The sequence below is a fragment of the Pseudomonas sp. GW823-FHT02C02 genome (genome assembly GCF_058797635.1).
This window is the reverse complement of sequence record NZ_JBXAJV010000013.1, coordinates 1-18207: the sequence shown is the minus strand read 5'-3', so window position 1 is coordinate 18207 and position 18207 is coordinate 1. Positions and strand designations below refer to the sequence as shown.

Genomic DNA, 18207 nt, shown 5'->3' with positions numbered 1-18207 from the left:
ATGGCGTAAGTCGTGCTTAAGTGAGTTGACCGTCACGCAAGGGATTTGATTCCGCAGCAAATGGGCGTGAACTTTTCCCCGCGCTTGTCGCTCGGAACCTAAGTGAGTTCATTTCGGGACCGACGGGTTTCGTGTGAAAGACGACCAGACACAAGAGCGTCCATGGGGCGTTAAGGAGAGATGCTCGATGACTGCTGAAAAACCGACAGAGCTGAACTACAACCCTCATATGCCACTGTCACAGGCGCTACTGCTGCCGCGCATCGCGATTGAAAGCGTGATGCCGACTCTGGATGGCGGGCAGTTCGCGGCCAAGGCCGTGGTGGGCCAGGACGTGGTGGTGACCAGCAAAGTGTTCGCCGACGGCCACGACAAACTGGCCGTACGCATACGCTGGCGTGCCGACGGCGACGAGGCCTGGCAGAGTGAGGTCATGACCGAACTCGGCAATAACGGCTGGGAAGGGCAGTTCCGCGTTGAGGATCAAGGCCGCTACGTCTTTTGTATCGAAGCCTGGATCGATCAGTACGCCAGCTTTCTATACGAGATCGAGAAGAAACACATTGCCGGCGTGCCCATCAGCCTGGAGTTGCAGGAAGGGCGCAATCAGGTGAAACAGGCGGCCGAGCGCTCGGAAGGGCCGCTGAGCGAAGACCTGGCGGCGTTGCACCATGAATTGTCCGGGTTGCTCGAAGCCGAGCAAGTCACCTTGTTTCTGCACCAGCGCAGTGCGGACCTGATGGCTCAGGCCGATCACCGTGCCTACTTGAGCCTCAGTCCTGAATTTCCGCTGGACGTCGAGCGCGAGCTCGCCCAGTTCGCCAGCTGGTATGAGTTGTTTCCGCGCTCGATCACCGACGATCCAAACCGTCACGGCACGTTCAACGACGTGCATGCTCGGTTGGCGATGATTCAGGACATGGGTTTCGACGTGCTGTATTTCCCGCCCATTCATCCCATCGGACGCAGCTTCCGCAAAGGCCCGAACAATTCACTGAGCGCCGGCCCCGACGATCCGGGCAGCCCGTATGCCATCGGCAGCGAAGAGGGCGGGCACGAGGCGATTCACTCCGAACTCGGCACCCGCGAAGACTTTCGTCGACTGGTGGCAGCGGCGGCGGATTACGGACTGGAAATTGCCCTCGATTTCGCGATCCAGTGTTCCCAGGATCACCCGTGGCTCAAACAGCACCCGGGCTGGTTCAACTGGCGCCCGGACGGCACGATCAAATACGCCGAGAACCCGCCGAAAAAGTACCAGGACATCGTCAACGTCGATTTCTATGCCAGCGATGCAATTCCCAGCCTGTGGGTCGAGCTGCGGGACATTGTGGTCGGTTGGGTCGAAGAGGGCGTGAAGATCTTTCGTGTCGACAACCCTCACACCAAGCCGCTGCCGTTCTGGCAATGGCTGATCGCCGATGTGCGGGCGTTGTATCCCGAGGTGATCTTCCTGGCGGAGGCCTTTACCACGCCGGCGATGATGGCGCGGCTGGGCAAGGTCGGTTACTCCCAGAGTTACACCTACTTCACCTGGCGCAATACCAAGCGGGAACTGGCGACCTATTTCACCGAACTCAACGAGTCGCCATGGCGCGAATGCTACCGGCCGAATTTCTTCGTCAACACGCCGGACATCAACCCCGCGTTTCTGCATGAATCCGGACGCGCCGGCTTTCTCATCCGCGCGGCGCTGGCGACCATGGGCTCGGGTCTGTGGGGCATGTATTCGGGCTTCGAACTCTGTGAAGCCGCGCCGGTACCGGGCAAAGAGGAATACCTCAATTCCGAGAAATACGAGATCCGCCCACGGGACTTTACCGCGCCGGGCAACATCATCGCCGAGATCGCCCAGCTCAACCGCATCCGCCGGCAAAACCCGGCACTGCACACGCACCTGGGCCTGAAGGTCTACAACGCGTGGAACGACAACATTCTGTACTTCGGCAAACGCAGCGCGGATGGCAGCAACTTCATTCTGGTGGCCGTCAGCCTCGATCCGCATAACGTCCAGGAAGCGAATTTTGAATTGCCTCTGTGGGAAATGGGCTTGCCCGATGACGCCAGCACTCAGGGTGAAGACTTGATGAGCGGCCATCGCTGGACCTGGTACGGCAAGTATCAGTTCATGCGAATCGACCCGGCGCATCAACCGTTCGGTATCTGGCGAATCACAACTTCTTGAAGCCCCCCAGATTTGCGATGGGATGAACTTTTGTGGCGAGGGAGCTTGCTCCCGCTGTGGCGCGCAGCGGCCCTGTTTTTTCAGGGTCAACTGATTTACAGGTTTTGCGACTGCTTCGCAGCCGAGCGGGAGCAAGCTCCCTCGCCACAGGTAGGCGTTCGGCTCAGGGGCTGCACTGAATTCAACAGGAGTTTCAAATGGCGAAGAAACCCAAGGCAGCCACCTTTATCAAGGATCCGCTCTGGTACAAGGATGCGGTGATCTACCAGGTTCACGTTAAGTCTTTTTTCGACTCCAACAACGACGGGATCGGCGACTTTCCCGGCCTTATCGCCAAACTCGATTACATTGCCGACCTCGGCGTCAACACCATCTGGCTCTTGCCGTTCTATCCGTCGCCACGGCGCGATGATGGCTACGACATTGCCGAATACCGTGGCGTCCACCCCGATTACGGCACCATGGCCGACGCCAAACGTTTCATTTCTGAGGCCCACAAACGCGGCCTGCGGGTGATTACCGAGCTGGTCATCAACCACACCTCCGACCAGCACGCCTGGTTCCAGCGCGCACGAAAAGCCAAACCCGGTTCGGCGGCGCGGGACTTCTACGTCTGGTCCGACGATGACCACAAATACGACGGCACCCGGATCATCTTTCTCGACACCGAAAAGTCCAACTGGACCTGGGACCCGGTCGCCGGCCAGTACTTCTGGCACCGGTTCTATTCGCACCAGCCAGACCTCAACTTCGACAACCCGCAAGTCATGAAAGCGGTGCTGTCGGTGATGCGCTACTGGCTCGACATGGGCATCGACGGCCTGCGCCTGGACGCGATTCCCTACCTGATCGAGCGCGACGGCACCAACAACGAAAACCTGCCCGAGACCCACGACGTCCTCAAGCAGATCCGTGCCGAGATCGATGCCAACTATCCAGACCGCATGCTTCTGGCCGAGGCCAATCAATGGCCGGAAGACACGCAGCTGTACTTCGGTGACACCGATAAAAAAGGCCTCAACGGTGATGAATGCCACATGGCCTTTCACTTCCCGTTGATGCCGCGCATGTACATGGCGCTGGCCCAGGAAGATCGTTTCCCGATCACCGACATCCTGCGCCAGACTCCGGAGATCCCGGCCAACTGTCAGTGGGCGATTTTCCTGCGCAACCACGATGAGTTGACCCTGGAAATGGTCACCGACAAGGAGCGCGATTACCTGTGGAACTACTACGCGGCCGACCGTCGGGCGCGGATCAACCTCGGTATTCGCCGCCGCCTCGCACCGTTGATGGAACGGGATCGCCGTCGGGTGGAACTGCTCAACAGTCTGCTGCTGTCGATGCCGGGCACACCGACGATGTATTACGGCGATGAAATCGGCATGGGCGACAACATCTACCTCGGCGACCGTGACGGCGTACGCACGCCCATGCAGTGGTCGATCGACCGTAACGGCGGTTTTTCCCGCGCCGACCCGGCGAGCCTGGTACTGCCGCCGATCATGGACCCGCAATACGGGTACCTGTCGGTCAATGTCGAGACCCAGGCCGGCGACCCGCATTCGCTGCTGAACTGGACCCGGCGCATGCTCGCCGTTCGTAAGCAGTCCAAGGCCTTCGGGCGTGGCACGCTGAAAATGCTCTCGCCGAGCAACCGGCGAATTCTGGCCTACACCCGTGAATACGACGGGCCGGACGGCAAATACGAAATCATCCTGTGTGTGGCCAACGTATCGCGCAGTGCGCAAGCGGCGGAGCTGGACCTGTCGGCTTACGCCGGTATGGTGCCGGTGGAGATGCTCGGGGGTAACGCCTTCCCGCCGATCGGCCAGTTGAATTTCCTCCTGACGCTGGCGCCTTACGGCTTTTATTGGTTTGGACTTGCTGCGGAGAATCAAATGCCCAGCTGGCACGTAGAACCGGCGCAAAGCCTGCCGGATTTCACCACCCTGGTGTTGAAAAAACGCATGGAAGAACTGCTCGAAGCGCCGTCACGCGGCACGCTGGAGCAGGGCATCTTGCCGAACTGGCTGCAAAACCGTCGCTGGTTCGCCGGCAAGGACGCGGCCATCGAGAAGGTCAACCTGGTCTATGGCGTGCGCTTCGGCGATGCGCAGCATCCGGTGCTTTTGAGTGAAATCGAAGTCACCAGCGGCGGCCAGACCAGCCGTTACCAGTTGCCTTTCGGCTTCATTGCCGATGATCAGGTCGGGCCGGCGCTGCCGCAGCAATTGGCGCTGTCTCGAGTGCGACGTGGCCCTCAGGTGGGGTTGATCACCGATGCGTTCAGCCTGGAAAACTTCATCCGCGCGGTGCTGCGAGGCATGCAGGAAAACACCGTGTTGCCTTCCGATGGCGGCGAGATCCGTTTCGAACCGACCGAGGAGCTGGCCAAACTGGGCCTGACGGCCGAATCCGAAGTGCGCTACCTGTCGGCCGAGCAGTCCAACAGTTCGGTGGTGATTGGCAGCAGCCTGGTGCTGAAGCTGATCCGCAAGGTCGCCTCGGGCGTGCACCCGGAACTGGAAATGAGCGCCTATCTGACCAACGCCGGTTTTAGCAACATCTCGCCGCTGCTGGGGTCGGTGGTTCGCCGCGACGCCAAGGGCGAGGACAATCTGCTGATGATTGCCCAAGGCTATTTGAGCAATCAGGGCGATGCCTGGGAATGGACCCAGAACAACCTCGAACGGGCACTGCGCGACGAACTGGCCGACGCCATGTCCGAGCAGGAGCAGCACTACAACGCACTGGGTGAGCTCAAAGACTTCGCCGGCATGCTCGGCCAACGGCTGGGTGAGATGCACCAGGTGCTGGCGGCCCCGACCGATGACCCGGACTTCGCCCCGCAGGTCACCACGCAAAAAGAGGCCCTGGCCTCGGCCAAGGACGTCGCGGCGCAACTGGAGCACTCGCTGAAGTTGCTCAAACAGCATCAAAGCGAACTGAACCCGGCGGACAAAGCGCTGGTCACTCGTTTACTGGACAACAAAAAAGCCATCCTCAGTCATGTCCAGGACCTGGGCGAAAAAGCCGTCGGTGGTTTGCGCATTCGCGTCCACGGCGACTTGCACCTGGGTCAGGTGCTGGTGATCAAGGGCGACGCCTTCTTGATCGACTTCGAAGGCGAGCCGGCACGGCCGCTGAGCGAGCGACGCGGCAAGCACAGCCCGTACAAAGATGTCAGTGGCGTGTTGCGCTCCTTCGATTACGCCGCGGCGATGGCGATCAACGTGCATAACGTCGACAACACCGCCGAAGCCCGAGCGGCACGGCAACGGGTAGCCGACCGTTATTTGAATGAAGCAAAACAGGCATTTGTCGACGCTTATCGGCTGGCGGCAGCTAGTCTTGCTCATGCGTGGCAAGATCCGGAAGGCGAGGACGCCGCGTTGGCGTTGTTCGGGCTGGAGAAGGCGGCGTATGAGGTGGCTTATGAGGCTGAAAATCGCCCCACGTGGTTGCCGGTGCCATTGCACGGTTTGTATGGATTATTGAGTGGGCTTAAACCCTTTTCCGAGCTTGGTGGAGAGTAGTCATGAGTTTCTCGAACAAGGAACAGGGTCACGCTAAAGAAGCGTTGCTGCCCAGATCGCGGGATATCGACGCGCTGGTACGCGCCGAACATCACGACCCTTTTGCAATTCTCGGCCCCCACGGCGATGACGCCGGCGGACAATTCATTCGAGCGTATCTGCCAGACGCGCTGAGCGTGCAGGTACTGGCCAGGGACTCCGGGGAAGAACTCGGCAACCTTGAAGCCACCCAGACGCCGGGCCTGTTTGTCGGGCACTTCGATCGGGCGCAGCCGTATCTTTTGCGCACCCGTTGGGCCGGTGGCGAACAGGTTTCCGAGGACCCTTACAGCTTTGGCCCATTACTCGGCGAAATGGACTTGTACCTGTTCGCCGAAGGCAATCATCGCGACCTCAGCGCCTGCCTCGGCGCGCAGCTGAAGACGGTGGACGGCGTCGACGGCGTGCGTTTCGCCGTGTGGGCGCCGAATGCCAAACGGGTGTCGGTGGTTGGTGACTTCAACAACTGGGACGGTCGTCGGCACCCGATGCGTTTGCGCCATCCCACCGGGGTCTGGGAAGTGTTCATCCCGCGTTTGCAGGCAGGGGAAACCTACAAATACGAAATCCTCGGCGCCCACGGGATTCTGCCGCTCAAGGCTGACCCGATGGCATTGGCCACCTCGCTGCCGCCGGATACCGCGTCCAAAGTCGCCTCACCGTTGAACATCGACTGGCAGGATCAGGCGTGGATGGAGTCTCGTGGCGAGCGGCATCTGCCGAGTGCGCCGCTGTCTATCTACGAGTTGCACGCCGGCTCGTGGCAATGCGAGCTGGACGATCTGGGTGAAGTGGCGCGCCAGTACACCTGGCACGAACTGGGCGAGCGGCTGATTCCTTATGTGAAGGAACTGGGCTTCACCCACATCGAGCTGATGCCGATCATGGAACACCCGTTCGGCGGTTCCTGGGGTTACCAGTTGCTGTCGCAATTCGCCCCGAGCGCCCGTTATGGTTCGCCGGATGACTTCGCCGCCTTCGTCAACGCCTGTCACCAGGCTGACATCGGCGTGATCCTCGATTGGGTGCCGGCGCATTTCCCCACCGATACCCACGGCCTGGCGCAATTCGATGGCACCGCGTTGTACGAATACGGCAATCCGCAGGAAGGTTTCCATCAGGACTGGGACACGCTGATCTATAACCTGGGCCGCACCGAAGTGCACGGCTACATGCTGGCCTCGGCGCTGCACTGGCTCAAGCATTTCCACGTCGATGGCCTGCGGGTCGATGCCGTGGCGTCGATGCTCTATCGCGATTACTCGCGCAAGGCCGGGGAATGGGTGCCAAACCGTCACGGCGGTCGCGAGAACCTCGAAGCCATCGACTTCCTGCGTCACCTCAACGACGTGGTCAACATCGAAGCGCCCGGTGCGCTGGTGATTGCCGAGGAATCCACCGCGTGGCCGGGTGTCAGCCAGAGCACGCAACAGGGCGGGCTGGGCTTTGACTACAAATGGAACATGGGCTGGATGCACGATTCGCTGCATTACATCCAACAGGATCCGGTGTACCGCGCCCATCACCACAACGAGCTGAGTTTCGGCCTGGTGTATGCCTGGTCCGAGCGTTTCATCCTGCCGATCTCCCACGATGAAGTGGTGCACGGCAAGCACTCGCTGATCGACAAGATGCCTGGCGACCGCTGGCAGAAATTTGCCAACCTGCGGGCCTATTTGAGCTTCATGTGGGCGCACCCGGGCAAGAAACTGCTGTTCATGGGTTGCGAGTTCGGCCAGTGGCGCGAGTGGAATCACGATCAGCAACTGGACTGGTACCTGCTGCAATACTCCGAACACAAGGGTGTGCAGAAACTCGTCGGCGACCTCAATCGGCTGTACCGCGAAGAGCCGGCGATGCATGACCAGGACGACGCGCCGCAAGGCTTCCAGTGGTTGATCGGCGATGATGCGATCAACAGCGTTTACGCGTTCCTGCGTTGGAGCAAGGAAGGGCGGCCGGTGTTGGTGGTGGCGAACTTCACGCCGGTGCCGCGTCAGGCCTATCGCATCGGCGTACCGTTCGCCGGGCGCTGGGGCGAGGTGATCAACAGCGACGCGGCGATGTATGCCGGGTCCAATTATGGCAACAGCGGCGGGGCGTTTACCGAGGAAGAGCCGAGCCATGGCCAGAACATTTCACTGGTGTTGAATCTGCCACCGTTGGCGGTGTTGATCCTGAGTCCTGAGGGTTGATCCAGTACGGGGTCTCTCCCATCACGAGCAGGCTCGCTCCGACATGATCGTTCCCCACGCTCCGCGTGGGAATGCAGCCTCGGGACGCAGAGCGTCCCTACGATGTGACGCAGAGCGCCACTGGAGGCATTCCCACGCGGAGCGTGGGAACGATCACTTCACCACCGCATCCGCACACCCAGACTCCCGATCAAGCCATTCAAATCATTTTCATCCACATCACTGCTGTAATCGGCGCTGACGTAGAAACTCACCGCGGGCGTGACTCTGGCAACCAGCCCCAACCCCACTTCGACCGTCGATGAGTTGCGACTGCTGCTGATCTTGTCGACCTGATCGAGGGACACGGTGTTGCCGGTGTACACGGTGTGCCACAAGTTGGTCCGCACATAGGGTTCGACTCCCAGGCCGTTGATGTCGTAACTACCTTTCAACCTTGCGCCGACCCGGCCGCTCCAGGACGTCAGGTCGCTGGACGATGCATTACTTGAACCGGCATAAGGCGTATCCAGCGTGATGCGCTGATTGATCAACTGCGCTTGTGGTTCGACTACCCAGTTTTCGCTGACCCCAATCGGAAATCCGCCTTCCACCGACAACGTCACCGCACTGCCTTCGGTTGCTATCCGCGCGCCCTGGTCGTTACGGCTGAAACCGGCGACCCGTCCACCACTGGCCGACAGATCCACGTGCCAGCCTTGTGGCCCGGTCAGGCTCCAGTAGGCGCCGAGGCTCTGGCCTTGAAGGTTGAGGGTGTCGGTCTCGGGGGCGGCGAGGGCGCGACTGGTCAACAGGCCGTTGCTGTTGCCTTGTAACTGCGTCATCCCGCCGATCAGTCCGACCCGTTGGGTATGGCCGCTACCGCTTTGCAGGGTCAGGATCGCCGGACCTTTGAATTCGGTGCTGCCAGGGCTGGAAAACCCCTGGGTCATTACATCGGTCTGTGCTTGTCGCGATGCCTGTCCGTACAACTGGTCCCAGGTCGAAGGCGCGGCATCTTCGATGGTCAGGCGAGAACTTCGTGTATCGGAGGCGGCGCTGAAATGGCCGGGGTAGGGGGCGGTGATGTGTATCGTGGGCAAGGTCATTGCCGGAACATCCTGGCGATACCAGGGGGCGGTTTCATCCTCTGCGTGGCCGGCTTGCACCTCCATGGACGAACACAGCAGCAGAGAACTCGAGACAGTGCAAAAAGTGATTTTGATCTCTTGTTGGGTGAATGAAGTTTTCATGGGGGTCTACCTTGCAATCGCATGCCGTATCTCGCTTTGGCGTCTCTCCTACCCCGAATGAGGGGCGACCGAATGGATTGAGGCAAGCCGCTGGCCGCCCGATTTCGCGGGTGTCTGGAGGTTTGCCCCTGGTGGATTTCCGGGGGTAGTAACGTGAAGCTAAGAAGACCCTTGACAATGCGTCAAGAAAATGGCCGATGGGCGGTAATGGAATTTTAGTGCTCGCAAGTGACTGATTTTTGCCGCGCATCTAAGTACTTGTTTGTTCGAAAAATCGTCAAAAAACCCTCGGGCCAGAGCCTTTGGATAGTGGGCTACCGGTCTGTCCGGACGGTGTTCAGGGCCTGCTGGCCCGACGATGTCCATGTCTCGATTCTGTCAGTAATGCTGCGCTGAAATGAACGCAAGGGAATCGCTGTCCTCACATCGGTTTGTCTGTCTGGCGAACAGGACTGGCCGCAACTAGGCTGAACATTCAGCCACAAGGTTTCGGGCGGCAGCCCGGCGCAGGGACAGGAGCAAAATCGATGAAAACCCAACCCAGTGTTTTCTGCCTGATGTTTCCCCTGCTCCTTGCCCCAGGGGCTCGCGCCGAAGAGGCACCGGCGGCGGACGCCACCCCGATCATCAATCCGCAGGTGGTCGATAAGCTGATCGATATGGGCAACTACCTGCGCAGCCTGTCGAAGTTTCAGGTAGATGCCGAAGTGACCCTGGATACCGTCCTGGAGACCGGGCAGAAGATCAAGTCCGAGGCTTCCACTACCCTGAAAGTGCTGGGGCATGACCGAATGTACGCCCGGACAGAAGGCGATGTCCGAACGCGAGAGTTCTTCTATAACGGCAAGAAACTGACCCAGTACTCACCGTACCTCAAGTACTACACCACGGTGGATGCCCCACCCAGGGTGTCCGAAACCCTGCACATGATCGAAAACCATTACGGGATCCAGATCCCCATGGAAGACTTGTTTCTGTTTGGCAGCGATCAGGCCCAGATCGATGCACTCAAGGAAGCCCTGTACGTGGGACCGTCGACGATCAAGGGCCAACTCTGTGATCACTTGGCCTTTCGGCAGGAGGGCGTCGACTGGCAATTGTGGATCACACGGTCCGAGAAGCCACTGCCGTGCAAACTGGTGATTACCACCACCGATGAGCAAAGCTTTCCGGAATACAGCGCGGTGTATCACTGGAACCTGAAGCCTGGCCTCCAGGAGTCGATGTTCACCTTCAAACCGGCCAAGGGTGATGTGGCGATTGCGCTGAAGAAAGCCGTTGATCAGGGAGGGGAATGACATGAACCGGACAATGTCGTGGAGCCTGTTTGTATCGCTAGCCTCTGCCGCAGTGCTGACTGTCGGCCTGATCGCCGAAGCGGATGCCCGGCCACGGGGCCAGGGGCAGGCAAGGGCGTCAGTCAACCGTGCGCCAGCCCCCAATGCCCAGCGGGCGCAGCGGATCAATACCCCGCCGCGCGCGAGCAACGTCAATGCGGGCAATCGGGTGAACTCAGGCAGCCGGGTCAATGCCGGGAACACTGTCGGCAACCGTACCAACATCAACAACAGCACTCGTAACGTCAACATCAACAACAATCGCGACGTCGACATTGATGTCGACGGGCATGGCCGCTATGGCTACGACGATCACTATCATCCGATCGCCACGGCGGCGGCCGTGACCGCAACGGTCGCGGTGACAGCCGCGGTGGTTGGCTCGATCCTGACGCCGGCACAAATGCCCACCAGTTGCGTGCAGGTCATGCAATACAACACGGTGTACATGCAGTGCGGTTCAACCTGGTACCAGCCGCAGTATCAGGGCAGCAATGTGACCTATGTTGTGGTCAACGCACCTTGATGCATTGATCGCTCAGAGGTGCACTTCCACCGCCAACGGCAAGTGGTCCGACAGGTGCGTCCAGGGTTTATTGCCGAGAATTCGCGGGTTGTGGCTGCTGGCGTTGCGCAGGTAGACCCGGTCCAGGCGCAGTAGCGGAAAGCGCGCCGGGTAGGTTTTCGCCGGGCGGCCATTGTGGCGTTCGAAGGCTTCGTGCAGGTAATTGCGACGGGAGAGGGCGGCGTTGCCTTGCAGCTGCCAGTCGTTGAAGTCGCCGGCGATGATGACCGGCGCATCGTCGGGCAGGGATTCGAGCAGTAGGCAGAGCAGTTGCAGCTGCAACTGGCGATGACTTTCCAGCAAGCTCAAGTGCACGCAGATCGCATGGACTTCAGCGTGCCCCGGCACGTCCAGTACGCAGTGCAGCAAGCCGCGGCGTTCGGGGCCGGTGATCGAGACATCGAGATTGCGGTGTTCGCGAATCGGGTATTTCGATAGCAGCGCGTTGCCATGATGGCCGTTGGGGTAAACGGCGTTGCGACCGTAGGCGAAATCGCTCCACATGCTGTCGGCCAGGAACTCGTATTGCGAGGTCTGCGGCCAGTCGTTGTAACGGGAGGAATGCCGATCGTGCTCGCCGACCACTTCCTGCAGGAATACAAGATCGGCCGACGTACTGCGCACCGCTTCTCGCAGCTCCGGAAGGATGAAACGCCGATTGAGGGCGGTAAACCCTTTGTGGGTGTTGACCGTCAGCACCCTCAATCGATGAATCGCCGGGGGCGAGTCCAAGGGCACTGATTCAACGGCTCGCTGCTCGGAATCGCTGGTCACGTTCACTCCTCTGAATCTGGGCTGCTTATGCATGCGACTGATGCAGCGGCGGGCAGTTCAGTTTGAGCGACACCCATTCCATGTGGGAGCGAGCCTGCTCGCGATCGCGGAGTGACATCCAGCATGGATGTCGACTGACCCAACGATATCGCGAGCAGGCTCGCTCCCGCAGGGATTGGGTTGGATGGGGAATTGGGTCAGACAAAGACAACTTCATAGGGCAAACGCATGCGCTCCAATATCACCCGGGGCAGCAGTGGCGCGATGCCGATGGCCGGTTCGCCGTCGAGCTGGCTGGCGTAGGCGTGGGTGGCGTGGCTTTTGCGCGCGACGGTCCAGGTGTCGAGGCGTACTTTGCGCGCACGATGCCAGGGAAAGAGTCCTTGATCTCGGGTCGGCCAGTGCCAGGCCCAGACCGGCAGTTCGTTGATCGTCGCGCCGACCATGCTCGCCGCATTGGCGCTGGCGCGGCCGACGGCGTCATGATCGCAGGTGCCGTCTTCGCGCCAGGTAGTGAACACCACATCGCCGGGGCGCAAATAACGGGCGATGAATTGGGTCAATTGGGTTTCATGCTTGGCCAGGGCGTTGTCGGTAAAGCCGCCGCGAATCCACTTCAGGCTGTGCATCGGCAAACCGAGCCGGCGCAAGGCTTCGACGCTTTCCTGGCCGCGAAACACACTCAGGCGTTTCTCTGACCACTGTTGCGAGCCCGGATGGCTGGCGCTGCCATCGGTGATCGAGATCAATTGCAGGGGATGACCCAACGAGGATAGGAGCTGAAGCAAGCCTCCACACATGACCACTTCATCGCCAGGATGCGGCGCAATGACCACGGCACGCGCGCCAGTGGGGACCAGGGTCTCGGTGTTGATGACGGGGATGTTGTCCAGTTGCCGGGCGCTGTTCCAGACCTGTCCCGGCAAGCTGCTTTCGATGAGGGAAACGGGTTTCATCGGGCTACGTCCTTGTTCTGTTTGAGAGCAATGTGCAGCGCTCCATACCCTGGATTGCCGCGAGGAGAGTATTGCTCAAGTCTCGCTATTCGTCGCGTGGTGCTGGCATCTGAGACGGTATTTTTTAACCAGGCTGTACCAGGTCTCGCAAATAATCGCCGAAACCACCGCGTGCGCGACTGTCCAGCCGAGCACTGGTCAGCACTTGCGGGCGATGGCTCCAGGCTATGTTTGCGCCACAGCGTTCGAGTTGTCGCACCAGTTGCACATCTTCGTCACAGGCCAGCGGTTCGAAACCGCCGGCGCGCTGATAGGCGTCAGCACTGATGCCCAGATTGGCTCCATGAATGTGCCGATGACCTTCGCGGGCCTGATAGTGCTGGTGATAGCGAATCTGAGCCGACTCATCGAACGCCTCGTGCCACGCCTCCACCGTGACCGTGCCGCACACCGCATCGACGTCGAGGGCCAGTTGCGCCACCAGCCAATCGTGCGCCACACGGCTGTCGGCATCGGAACAGGATATCCAGCGTGCCCCGCGCTCCAGCAGAAACCGTGCGCCTGCGGCGCGAGCCTGACCGACGTTGCGTGCCTCGATCGCCAGACTGTGCACCGGATAGGCGCTGACGATCTCCGAGGACCGGTCGGTGCAACTGTCGAGCACCACCAATACCTCGACGGTTTCACCGCCCAGCCGCTCGTGTTGCGCGGCGAGCAGGGCCGCCTCAAGGCAGTCTTCGAGCAAGTCTTCTTCGTTATGCGCGGGGATCAGAATGCCGATCATCGCAAACCCTCCAGAGCCGCCACGGAGCGTGGTTCACGACTCCAGAGTTCCAGTAGAAAATCCGCTTCCTGATGCAGGGCCAGTCGCGGCAAATGCAAATGTTCGTGGAGCAAGTCATGGACTTGCCGGGCGTTCAACGGACAGTCGTCGATGGGCGGGCGCCAGTGGCAGGCCAGCAGTTGGCCGTCGGCGGTCAGCGATTGTGCGGCCTGTTCGATCAGGCGTTTCAGATCATCGGCGTCGAGGTAGTAGCCGACCTCGCTGAGCACGATCAGGTCGAATTTCTCGTCCGGCCAATCGGCAGGCAAGCGGCTGTGGCGGACTTCGGCGTGGTCGAACGGGCCGAGTCGGGTGCGAGCCAGCGTCACGGCTGCGGCGGCGGTGTCGCAACACAGCAGACGATCGCAGCGGCTGGCCAGCTCAAAGCTCAACTCGCCGTTGGCGCAGCCGGGCTCAAAGATCGCCCGGTAGTGAGGGCGGGGCATTGCGGCGAGGGTGATTGCGCGTTTGCGCTGTTCGTACCAGCGCTGACGGAACGACCAGGGATCATCGTTGCCGGTAAAAAGACCGTCGAAATAGCGGTCGTCGACGCTCATACAAACACCACTTCGAACGGTTGCAGCAGCCGTTCCAGCACATAGGGCGCCAGCACGGGCGGCAAGCCGATGTGCGGGTCACCCTCCAACTGGCTGGCAAAGGCGTGGATCGCGTGGCGTTTGCGCGCGACCAGGTGCGGGGCCAGGAGGATTTTTCGCGCCCGGTGCCACGGCACGAAACTGTCTTCAGGTGTCGCCCAGTGCCAAGTCCATACGGGCAATTCATAGACGGTCGCACCCGCTCGTCTTGCCGCTGTGGCGCTGGCCCGGCCCACGGCTTCGTGGTCGCAATGGCCGTCCTCGCGCCACGTGGTGAATACCACGTCGTTGGGGTGCAAGTGACGTTCGATGAACTCGCTCAGCTCGCTTTCTCGATCAGCGACCTGGCTGTCTTTGAATCCACCGCGCAGCCATTTCAGGCTGTGCAGGGGCACACCGAGACGTCGCAAGGCTTCGACCGATTCCTGTGGCCGCACCGCGCTCAGGCGCTCCACCGGCCAGCGCTCGGAGCCGGGATGGCTGGCGCTGCCATCGGTGACCGAGATCAGTTGCAAGGGCCGACCGGCGGCGGCGAGCAATTGCAGGAAACCGCCGCAGCCCAGCACTTCGTCATCCGGGTGCGGGGCGATGATCACTGCGCGGGCACCTTCCGGCACCAGGCTCAGGATATCGATCACCGGTAACTGCGCCAGGTGGCTGGAGGTCTGCCACCGATGAAGCGGCGTGCCCTGGCCGACGATAGGATTGGTTTTCATAACGTCCATGTTCCGGTAATGACGGTTTGGCCGAGGGCGGCGAGGTCGCGTTCGGCGTGGCTTTGGCGCAGGAACACCGGCAGGTCGGCGATCAATCGGGCGAACTGCCGATCCCTACAGTAGGGACCCGCGCCGAGGGCGTGGCCGACATGCAACATGACCTGTTCGGCGGTGTGTTCCACCACCGCACGGGCGCGCCGGGCCAGCAATTCGGCGTCGTCCAGCGGGGCGGCGTCGATCATCAGTGCACTGACCCGCAAGACCTCGGCGGCGGCATGCAGCGCACTGTCGACGGCACCGAGGTGAGCGAGGGCGTGGGGTTCTTCATGGTGCGCGCAATGGCTGCGCAGGCGTTCGGCAATGCTTTGCGCCGCGCCGTACCAGCAGGCGGCAATGCCGATGCCGCCCTGCCAAAAACCGGGCCGATTCAGGTAATCGCCGGGTGAACCGATGGCTTGGCCCTCGGCGCCTTCGAACAGCACTTCGACGCTGCCGGAGGCGCCCATGCCGACCGCTTGCCAGCCTTGATCGGTCACGGTCACGCCGGGTTGATCCAGCGCCACCGCGACCAATTGCTGGCAGTCCTGATGATCCCAGGCCGTGAGCAGCGCATGACTCAACACCGCCGCGCCCGAGCACCAGGCCTTGCGCCCGTTCAACTCGACCATGTGTCCCTGCGGACGGACGCGCACCCGGGCGTTTGGCGGTTCAGCGGCCCACATCCCCCACGTGCTGCCCGGTGTCGGCGAGCCACCCAACTGCTGGATGATCGCCAGCGCATCGGTATGGCCTTCGTACAACTTGCATAACCCGAGGTCATGCCCGCCGACCTCGGCCAACCGCTGGAAGCGTTCCAGCGTCTGGCCACTGCCTGGCAGCGGAAGCTGATCAAGCCCGGCCTCCACCAACGCCCGCAGGCACCGGCCTAGCGCCTGAGTATCGGCGTAGTCCGGTGGCTGGCGAGTGAGAAACGCTTGAAGGTCCATTTCACTCTTCTTCCTCATGCTGCAATTCGAACAGCAGCAGCGAACGACCGGTGACGGAGTACTCGTGCCCGAACTCGAAGCGTTCCTGTCCGCGAATCGACGGTTGATTGGTGTCGACCATGCACGTCCAGTGATAGCCGTCCGGCACTTCCGGCAAGGTGAAGTTGACGATGTCGTGGTGCGCGTTGACCACCAGCAACAGGGTTGCGTTACCGCCTTTGCGGCGGATACCGGTTTCCTGGGCGCGGCCGTCCATCAACATGCCGAGGCAGCGGCCGTGCGGTTCTTCCCACTGCTCGATGGACATTTCACTTCCATCCGGGGCGAGCCAGGTCACGTCCTTGACGCCGATGTCCTCGTTGTAATTACCCACCAGGAAGCGTCCGCGACGCAGGATCGGATAGGCCAGGCGCAACTTGATCAGGCGCTTGACGAACTTGAGCAGGGCCTTGCCGTCTTCGCTCAGGTCCCAATTGACCCAGCCGATGTCGCTGTCCTGGCAATAGGCGTTGTTGTTGCCTTCCTGGGTCCGGGCGAACTCGTCGCCGGCCACCAGCATCGGGGTGCCTTGGGACAGCAGCAGCGTGGCGAAGAAATTGCGCATTTGCCGCTGACGCAGTTCATTGATTTCCGGATCGTCAGTCGGGCCTTCGACGCCGTGGTTCCAGGACAGGTTGTTATTGCTGCCGTCCTGATTGTTCTCGTCGTTGGCTTCGTTGTGCTTGTCGTTGTACGACACCAGGTCATTGAGGGTGAAGCCGTCATGGGCAGTGATGAAGTTCAACGAGGCATAGGGCCGTCGGCCGCGCTGATTGAACATCTCGCCGGACGCCGTCATGCGGCTGGCGAAGTCGGCCAGTTGGCCGTCATCGCCTTTCCAGAACGCGCGCACGGTGTCGCGGAACTTGTCGTTCCACTCGACCCAGCCCGGTGGAAAACCGCCGACCTGATAACCGCCGGGGCCGCAATCCCATGGCTCGGCGATCATCTTCACCTGGCGCAGCACCGGGTCCTGGCGGCAGGCCACGAGGAAGCTGTGACGTTCGTCGAAGCCTTCATGGTAGCGGCCGAGGATGGTCGCCAGGTCGAAGCGGAAACCGTCCACGTGCATTTCCGTGGCCCAATAGCGCAAGGAGTCGGTGACCATTTGCAGCACGCAAGGGTGACTCAAATCGAGGGTGTTGCCGGTGCCGGAATCGTTGATGTAGTAACGCTTGTCATCAGGCATCAAGCGGTAATACGAGGCGTTGTCGATGCCGCGCATGGACAGGGTCGGCCCTTGTTCGTTGCCCTCGGCGGTGTGGTTGTAGACCACATCGAGGATCACTTCCAGATTGGCTTCGTGCAGGTGCGCGACCATCTCCTTGAACTCGGCGATTTTGCCGCTGGCCAGGTAACGCGGATCCGGGGCAAAGAAGGCGATGCTGTTGTAGCCCCAGTAATTGGTCATGCCTTTGTGCAGCAGGTGCTGGTCGTTCACGAAAGCGTGGATCGGCAGCAACTCCACCGACGACACCCCGAGCTTGCGAATGTGTTCCAGCACGTCATCGACCATCAACCCGGCGAAGGTGCCACGCACGTTCTCGGGGACCGAAGGGTGGCGCATGCTGATGCCGCGCACATGGGTTTCATAAATGATCGTCTTGTCCCACGGCACACTGACGCGATGGTCGTTGCCCCAGGTGTGAGCCGGGTCGATCACCTTGCACTTGGGGACAAACGGTGCGCTGTCGCGTTCATCGAAACTCAAATCGGCGTCAGGATGCCCGATGGTGTAGCCGAACAACGCTTCGGACCATTTCAGCTGGCCGACCAGTTGTTTTGCATAGGGGTCGATCAGCAATTTGTTGTGGTTGAACCGATGACCGTTGGCCGGGTCGTAGGGGCCATAGACACGGTAGCCGTAAATCAGCCCTGGGTGGGCGTCGGGCAAGTAGCCGTGGTAGATCTCGTCGGTGTATTCCGGCAGTTCGATACGTTCGAGTTCGACCTCGCCGGCATCGTCGAAGATGCACAGTTCGACTTTGGTGGCGTTGGCGGAAAACAAGGCAAAGTTGACCCCCAGACCATCCCAGGTCGCACCCAGCGGGAAGGGCAAGCCTTCACGGATTCGCGAGGCCTCGGCGTGAGGTTCTGGCGCGGCTTTCTTTGGATTGGACATAGATGCTCCTGCAAAAAGGGGATTCTTTGTAGGAGCGGGGGGGGGGGGGGGGGGGGGGGGGGGGGGGGGGGGGGGGGGGGGGGGGGGGGGGGGGGGGGGGGGG

General features: G+C 60.9%; 13 protein-coding genes. 5 read left to right on the top strand and 8 right to left on the bottom strand.

The window, feature by feature from the left end; all coding sequences use genetic code 11:
* Positions 1–187: 187 nt before the first annotated feature.
* The 3 genes from AC1ROI_RS21725 to glgB all read left to right on the top strand — a co-directional run bounded on the left by AC1ROI_RS21725 (position 188) and on the right by glgB (position 7958).
* On the top strand, positions 188–2185 hold the full coding sequence (locus AC1ROI_RS21725; protein WP_077749968.1) for an alpha-1,4-glucan--maltose-1-phosphate maltosyltransferase: 1998 nt from the start codon (positions 188–190) through the stop codon (positions 2183–2185).
* Between the two features lie 197 nt (positions 2186–2382).
* Positions 2383–5724 carry a maltose alpha-D-glucosyltransferase gene (treS, locus tag AC1ROI_RS21720; protein ID WP_102593613.1) on the top strand — a complete coding sequence of 1114 codons (3342 nt, stop codon included), beginning with the start codon at positions 2383–2385 and terminating at the stop codon, positions 5722–5724.
* 2 nt (positions 5725–5726) lie between these two features.
* Positions 5727–7958, top strand: a complete 2232-nt coding sequence (gene glgB, locus AC1ROI_RS21715) for a 1,4-alpha-glucan branching protein GlgB (protein ID WP_010459929.1) — start codon at positions 5727–5729, stop codon at positions 7956–7958.
* Positions 7959–8116: 158 nt separating this feature from the next.
* Here glgB and AC1ROI_RS21710 read toward each other — a convergent pair whose 3' ends face one another.
* The gene (locus AC1ROI_RS21710; RefSeq protein WP_102593614.1) at positions 8117–9190 is read right to left on the bottom strand and encodes an autotransporter domain-containing protein; all 1074 of its coding nucleotides are present in this window, start codon (positions 9188–9190) and stop codon (positions 8117–8119) included.
* 527 nt (positions 9191–9717) lie between these two features.
* On the opposite strand from AC1ROI_RS21710, the gene AC1ROI_RS21705 reads away from it, so the two are divergent.
* Positions 9718–10488, top strand: coding sequence for a DUF2092 domain-containing protein (locus AC1ROI_RS21705; protein ID WP_102593615.1), 771 nt, complete (start codon positions 9718–9720; stop codon positions 10486–10488).
* A gap of 1 nt (position 10489) precedes the next feature.
* Positions 10490–11053 carry a hypothetical protein gene (locus AC1ROI_RS21700; protein ID WP_102593616.1) on the top strand — a complete coding sequence of 188 codons (564 nt, stop codon included), beginning with the start codon at positions 10490–10492 and terminating at the stop codon, positions 11051–11053.
* Between the two features lie 12 nt (positions 11054–11065).
* On the opposite strand, the gene AC1ROI_RS21695 is transcribed toward AC1ROI_RS21700, so the two are convergent.
* From AC1ROI_RS21695 to glgX, 7 genes are all read right to left on the bottom strand, one after another.
* Positions 11066–11866, bottom strand: coding sequence for an endonuclease/exonuclease/phosphatase family protein (locus tag AC1ROI_RS21695; protein WP_010459937.1), 801 nt, complete (start codon positions 11864–11866; stop codon positions 11066–11068).
* Positions 11867–12063: 197 nt separating this feature from the next.
* Positions 12064–12822, bottom strand: coding sequence for a PIG-L deacetylase family protein (locus AC1ROI_RS21690; protein WP_077749963.1), 759 nt, complete (start codon positions 12820–12822; stop codon positions 12064–12066).
* A 124-nt stretch (positions 12823–12946) separates the two neighbouring features.
* Positions 12947–13606, bottom strand: coding sequence for a glycosyltransferase family 2 protein (locus tag AC1ROI_RS21685; protein ID WP_010459942.1), 660 nt, complete (start codon positions 13604–13606; stop codon positions 12947–12949).
* Positions 13603–14202, bottom strand: a complete 600-nt coding sequence (locus AC1ROI_RS21680; protein WP_102593617.1) for an SAM-dependent methyltransferase — start codon at positions 14200–14202, stop codon at positions 13603–13605. The genes AC1ROI_RS21685 and AC1ROI_RS21680 overlap by 4 nt, the downstream gene beginning before the upstream one ends.
* Entirely contained in the window at positions 14199–14957 is a 759-nt protein-coding gene (locus AC1ROI_RS21675) for a PIG-L deacetylase family protein (RefSeq protein ID WP_010459946.1), read from the bottom strand. Before AC1ROI_RS21675 ends, AC1ROI_RS21680 begins: the two co-directional genes overlap by 4 nt.
* On the bottom strand, positions 14954–15943 hold the full coding sequence (locus AC1ROI_RS21670) for an acyl-CoA dehydrogenase family protein (protein ID WP_102593618.1): 990 nt from the start codon (positions 15941–15943) through the stop codon (positions 14954–14956). The genes AC1ROI_RS21675 and AC1ROI_RS21670 overlap by 4 nt, the downstream gene beginning before the upstream one ends.
* Position 15944: 1 nt before the next feature.
* Complete coding sequence (gene glgX / locus AC1ROI_RS21665) at positions 15945–18104, bottom strand: glycogen debranching protein GlgX (protein ID WP_010459951.1); 2160 nt, start codon at positions 18102–18104, stop codon at positions 15945–15947.
* Positions 18105–18207: the final 103 nt, after the last annotated feature.

Coding starts and splice junctions, on each gene's coding strand:
- AC1ROI_RS21680 (WP_102593617.1), bottom strand. CDS start 14,202: ATGAGCGTCGACGACCGCTATTTCGACGGTCTTTTTACCGGCAACGAT.
- AC1ROI_RS21690 (WP_077749963.1), bottom strand. CDS start 12,822: ATGAAACCCGTTTCCCTCATCGAAAGCAGCTTGCCGGGACAGGTCTGG.
- AC1ROI_RS21710 (WP_102593614.1), bottom strand. CDS start 9,190: ATGAAAACTTCATTCACCCAACAAGAGATCAAAATCACTTTTTGCACT.
- glgB (WP_010459929.1), top strand. CDS start 5,727: ATGAGTTTCTCGAACAAGGAACAGGGTCACGCTAAAGAAGCGTTGCTG.
- AC1ROI_RS21700 (WP_102593616.1), top strand. CDS start 10,490: ATGAACCGGACAATGTCGTGGAGCCTGTTTGTATCGCTAGCCTCTGCC.
- AC1ROI_RS21725 (WP_077749968.1), top strand. CDS start 188: ATGACTGCTGAAAAACCGACAGAGCTGAACTACAACCCTCATATGCCA.
- treS (WP_102593613.1), top strand. CDS start 2,383: ATGGCGAAGAAACCCAAGGCAGCCACCTTTATCAAGGATCCGCTCTGG.
- AC1ROI_RS21685 (WP_010459942.1), bottom strand. CDS start 13,606: ATGATCGGCATTCTGATCCCCGCGCATAACGAAGAAGACTTGCTCGAA.
- AC1ROI_RS21705 (WP_102593615.1), top strand. CDS start 9,718: ATGAAAACCCAACCCAGTGTTTTCTGCCTGATGTTTCCCCTGCTCCTT.
- AC1ROI_RS21670 (WP_102593618.1), bottom strand. CDS start 15,943: ATGGACCTTCAAGCGTTTCTCACTCGCCAGCCACCGGACTACGCCGAT.
- glgX (WP_010459951.1), bottom strand. CDS start 18,104: ATGTCCAATCCAAAGAAAGCCGCGCCAGAACCTCACGCCGAGGCCTCG.
- AC1ROI_RS21675 (WP_010459946.1), bottom strand. CDS start 14,957: ATGAAAACCAATCCTATCGTCGGCCAGGGCACGCCGCTTCATCGGTGG.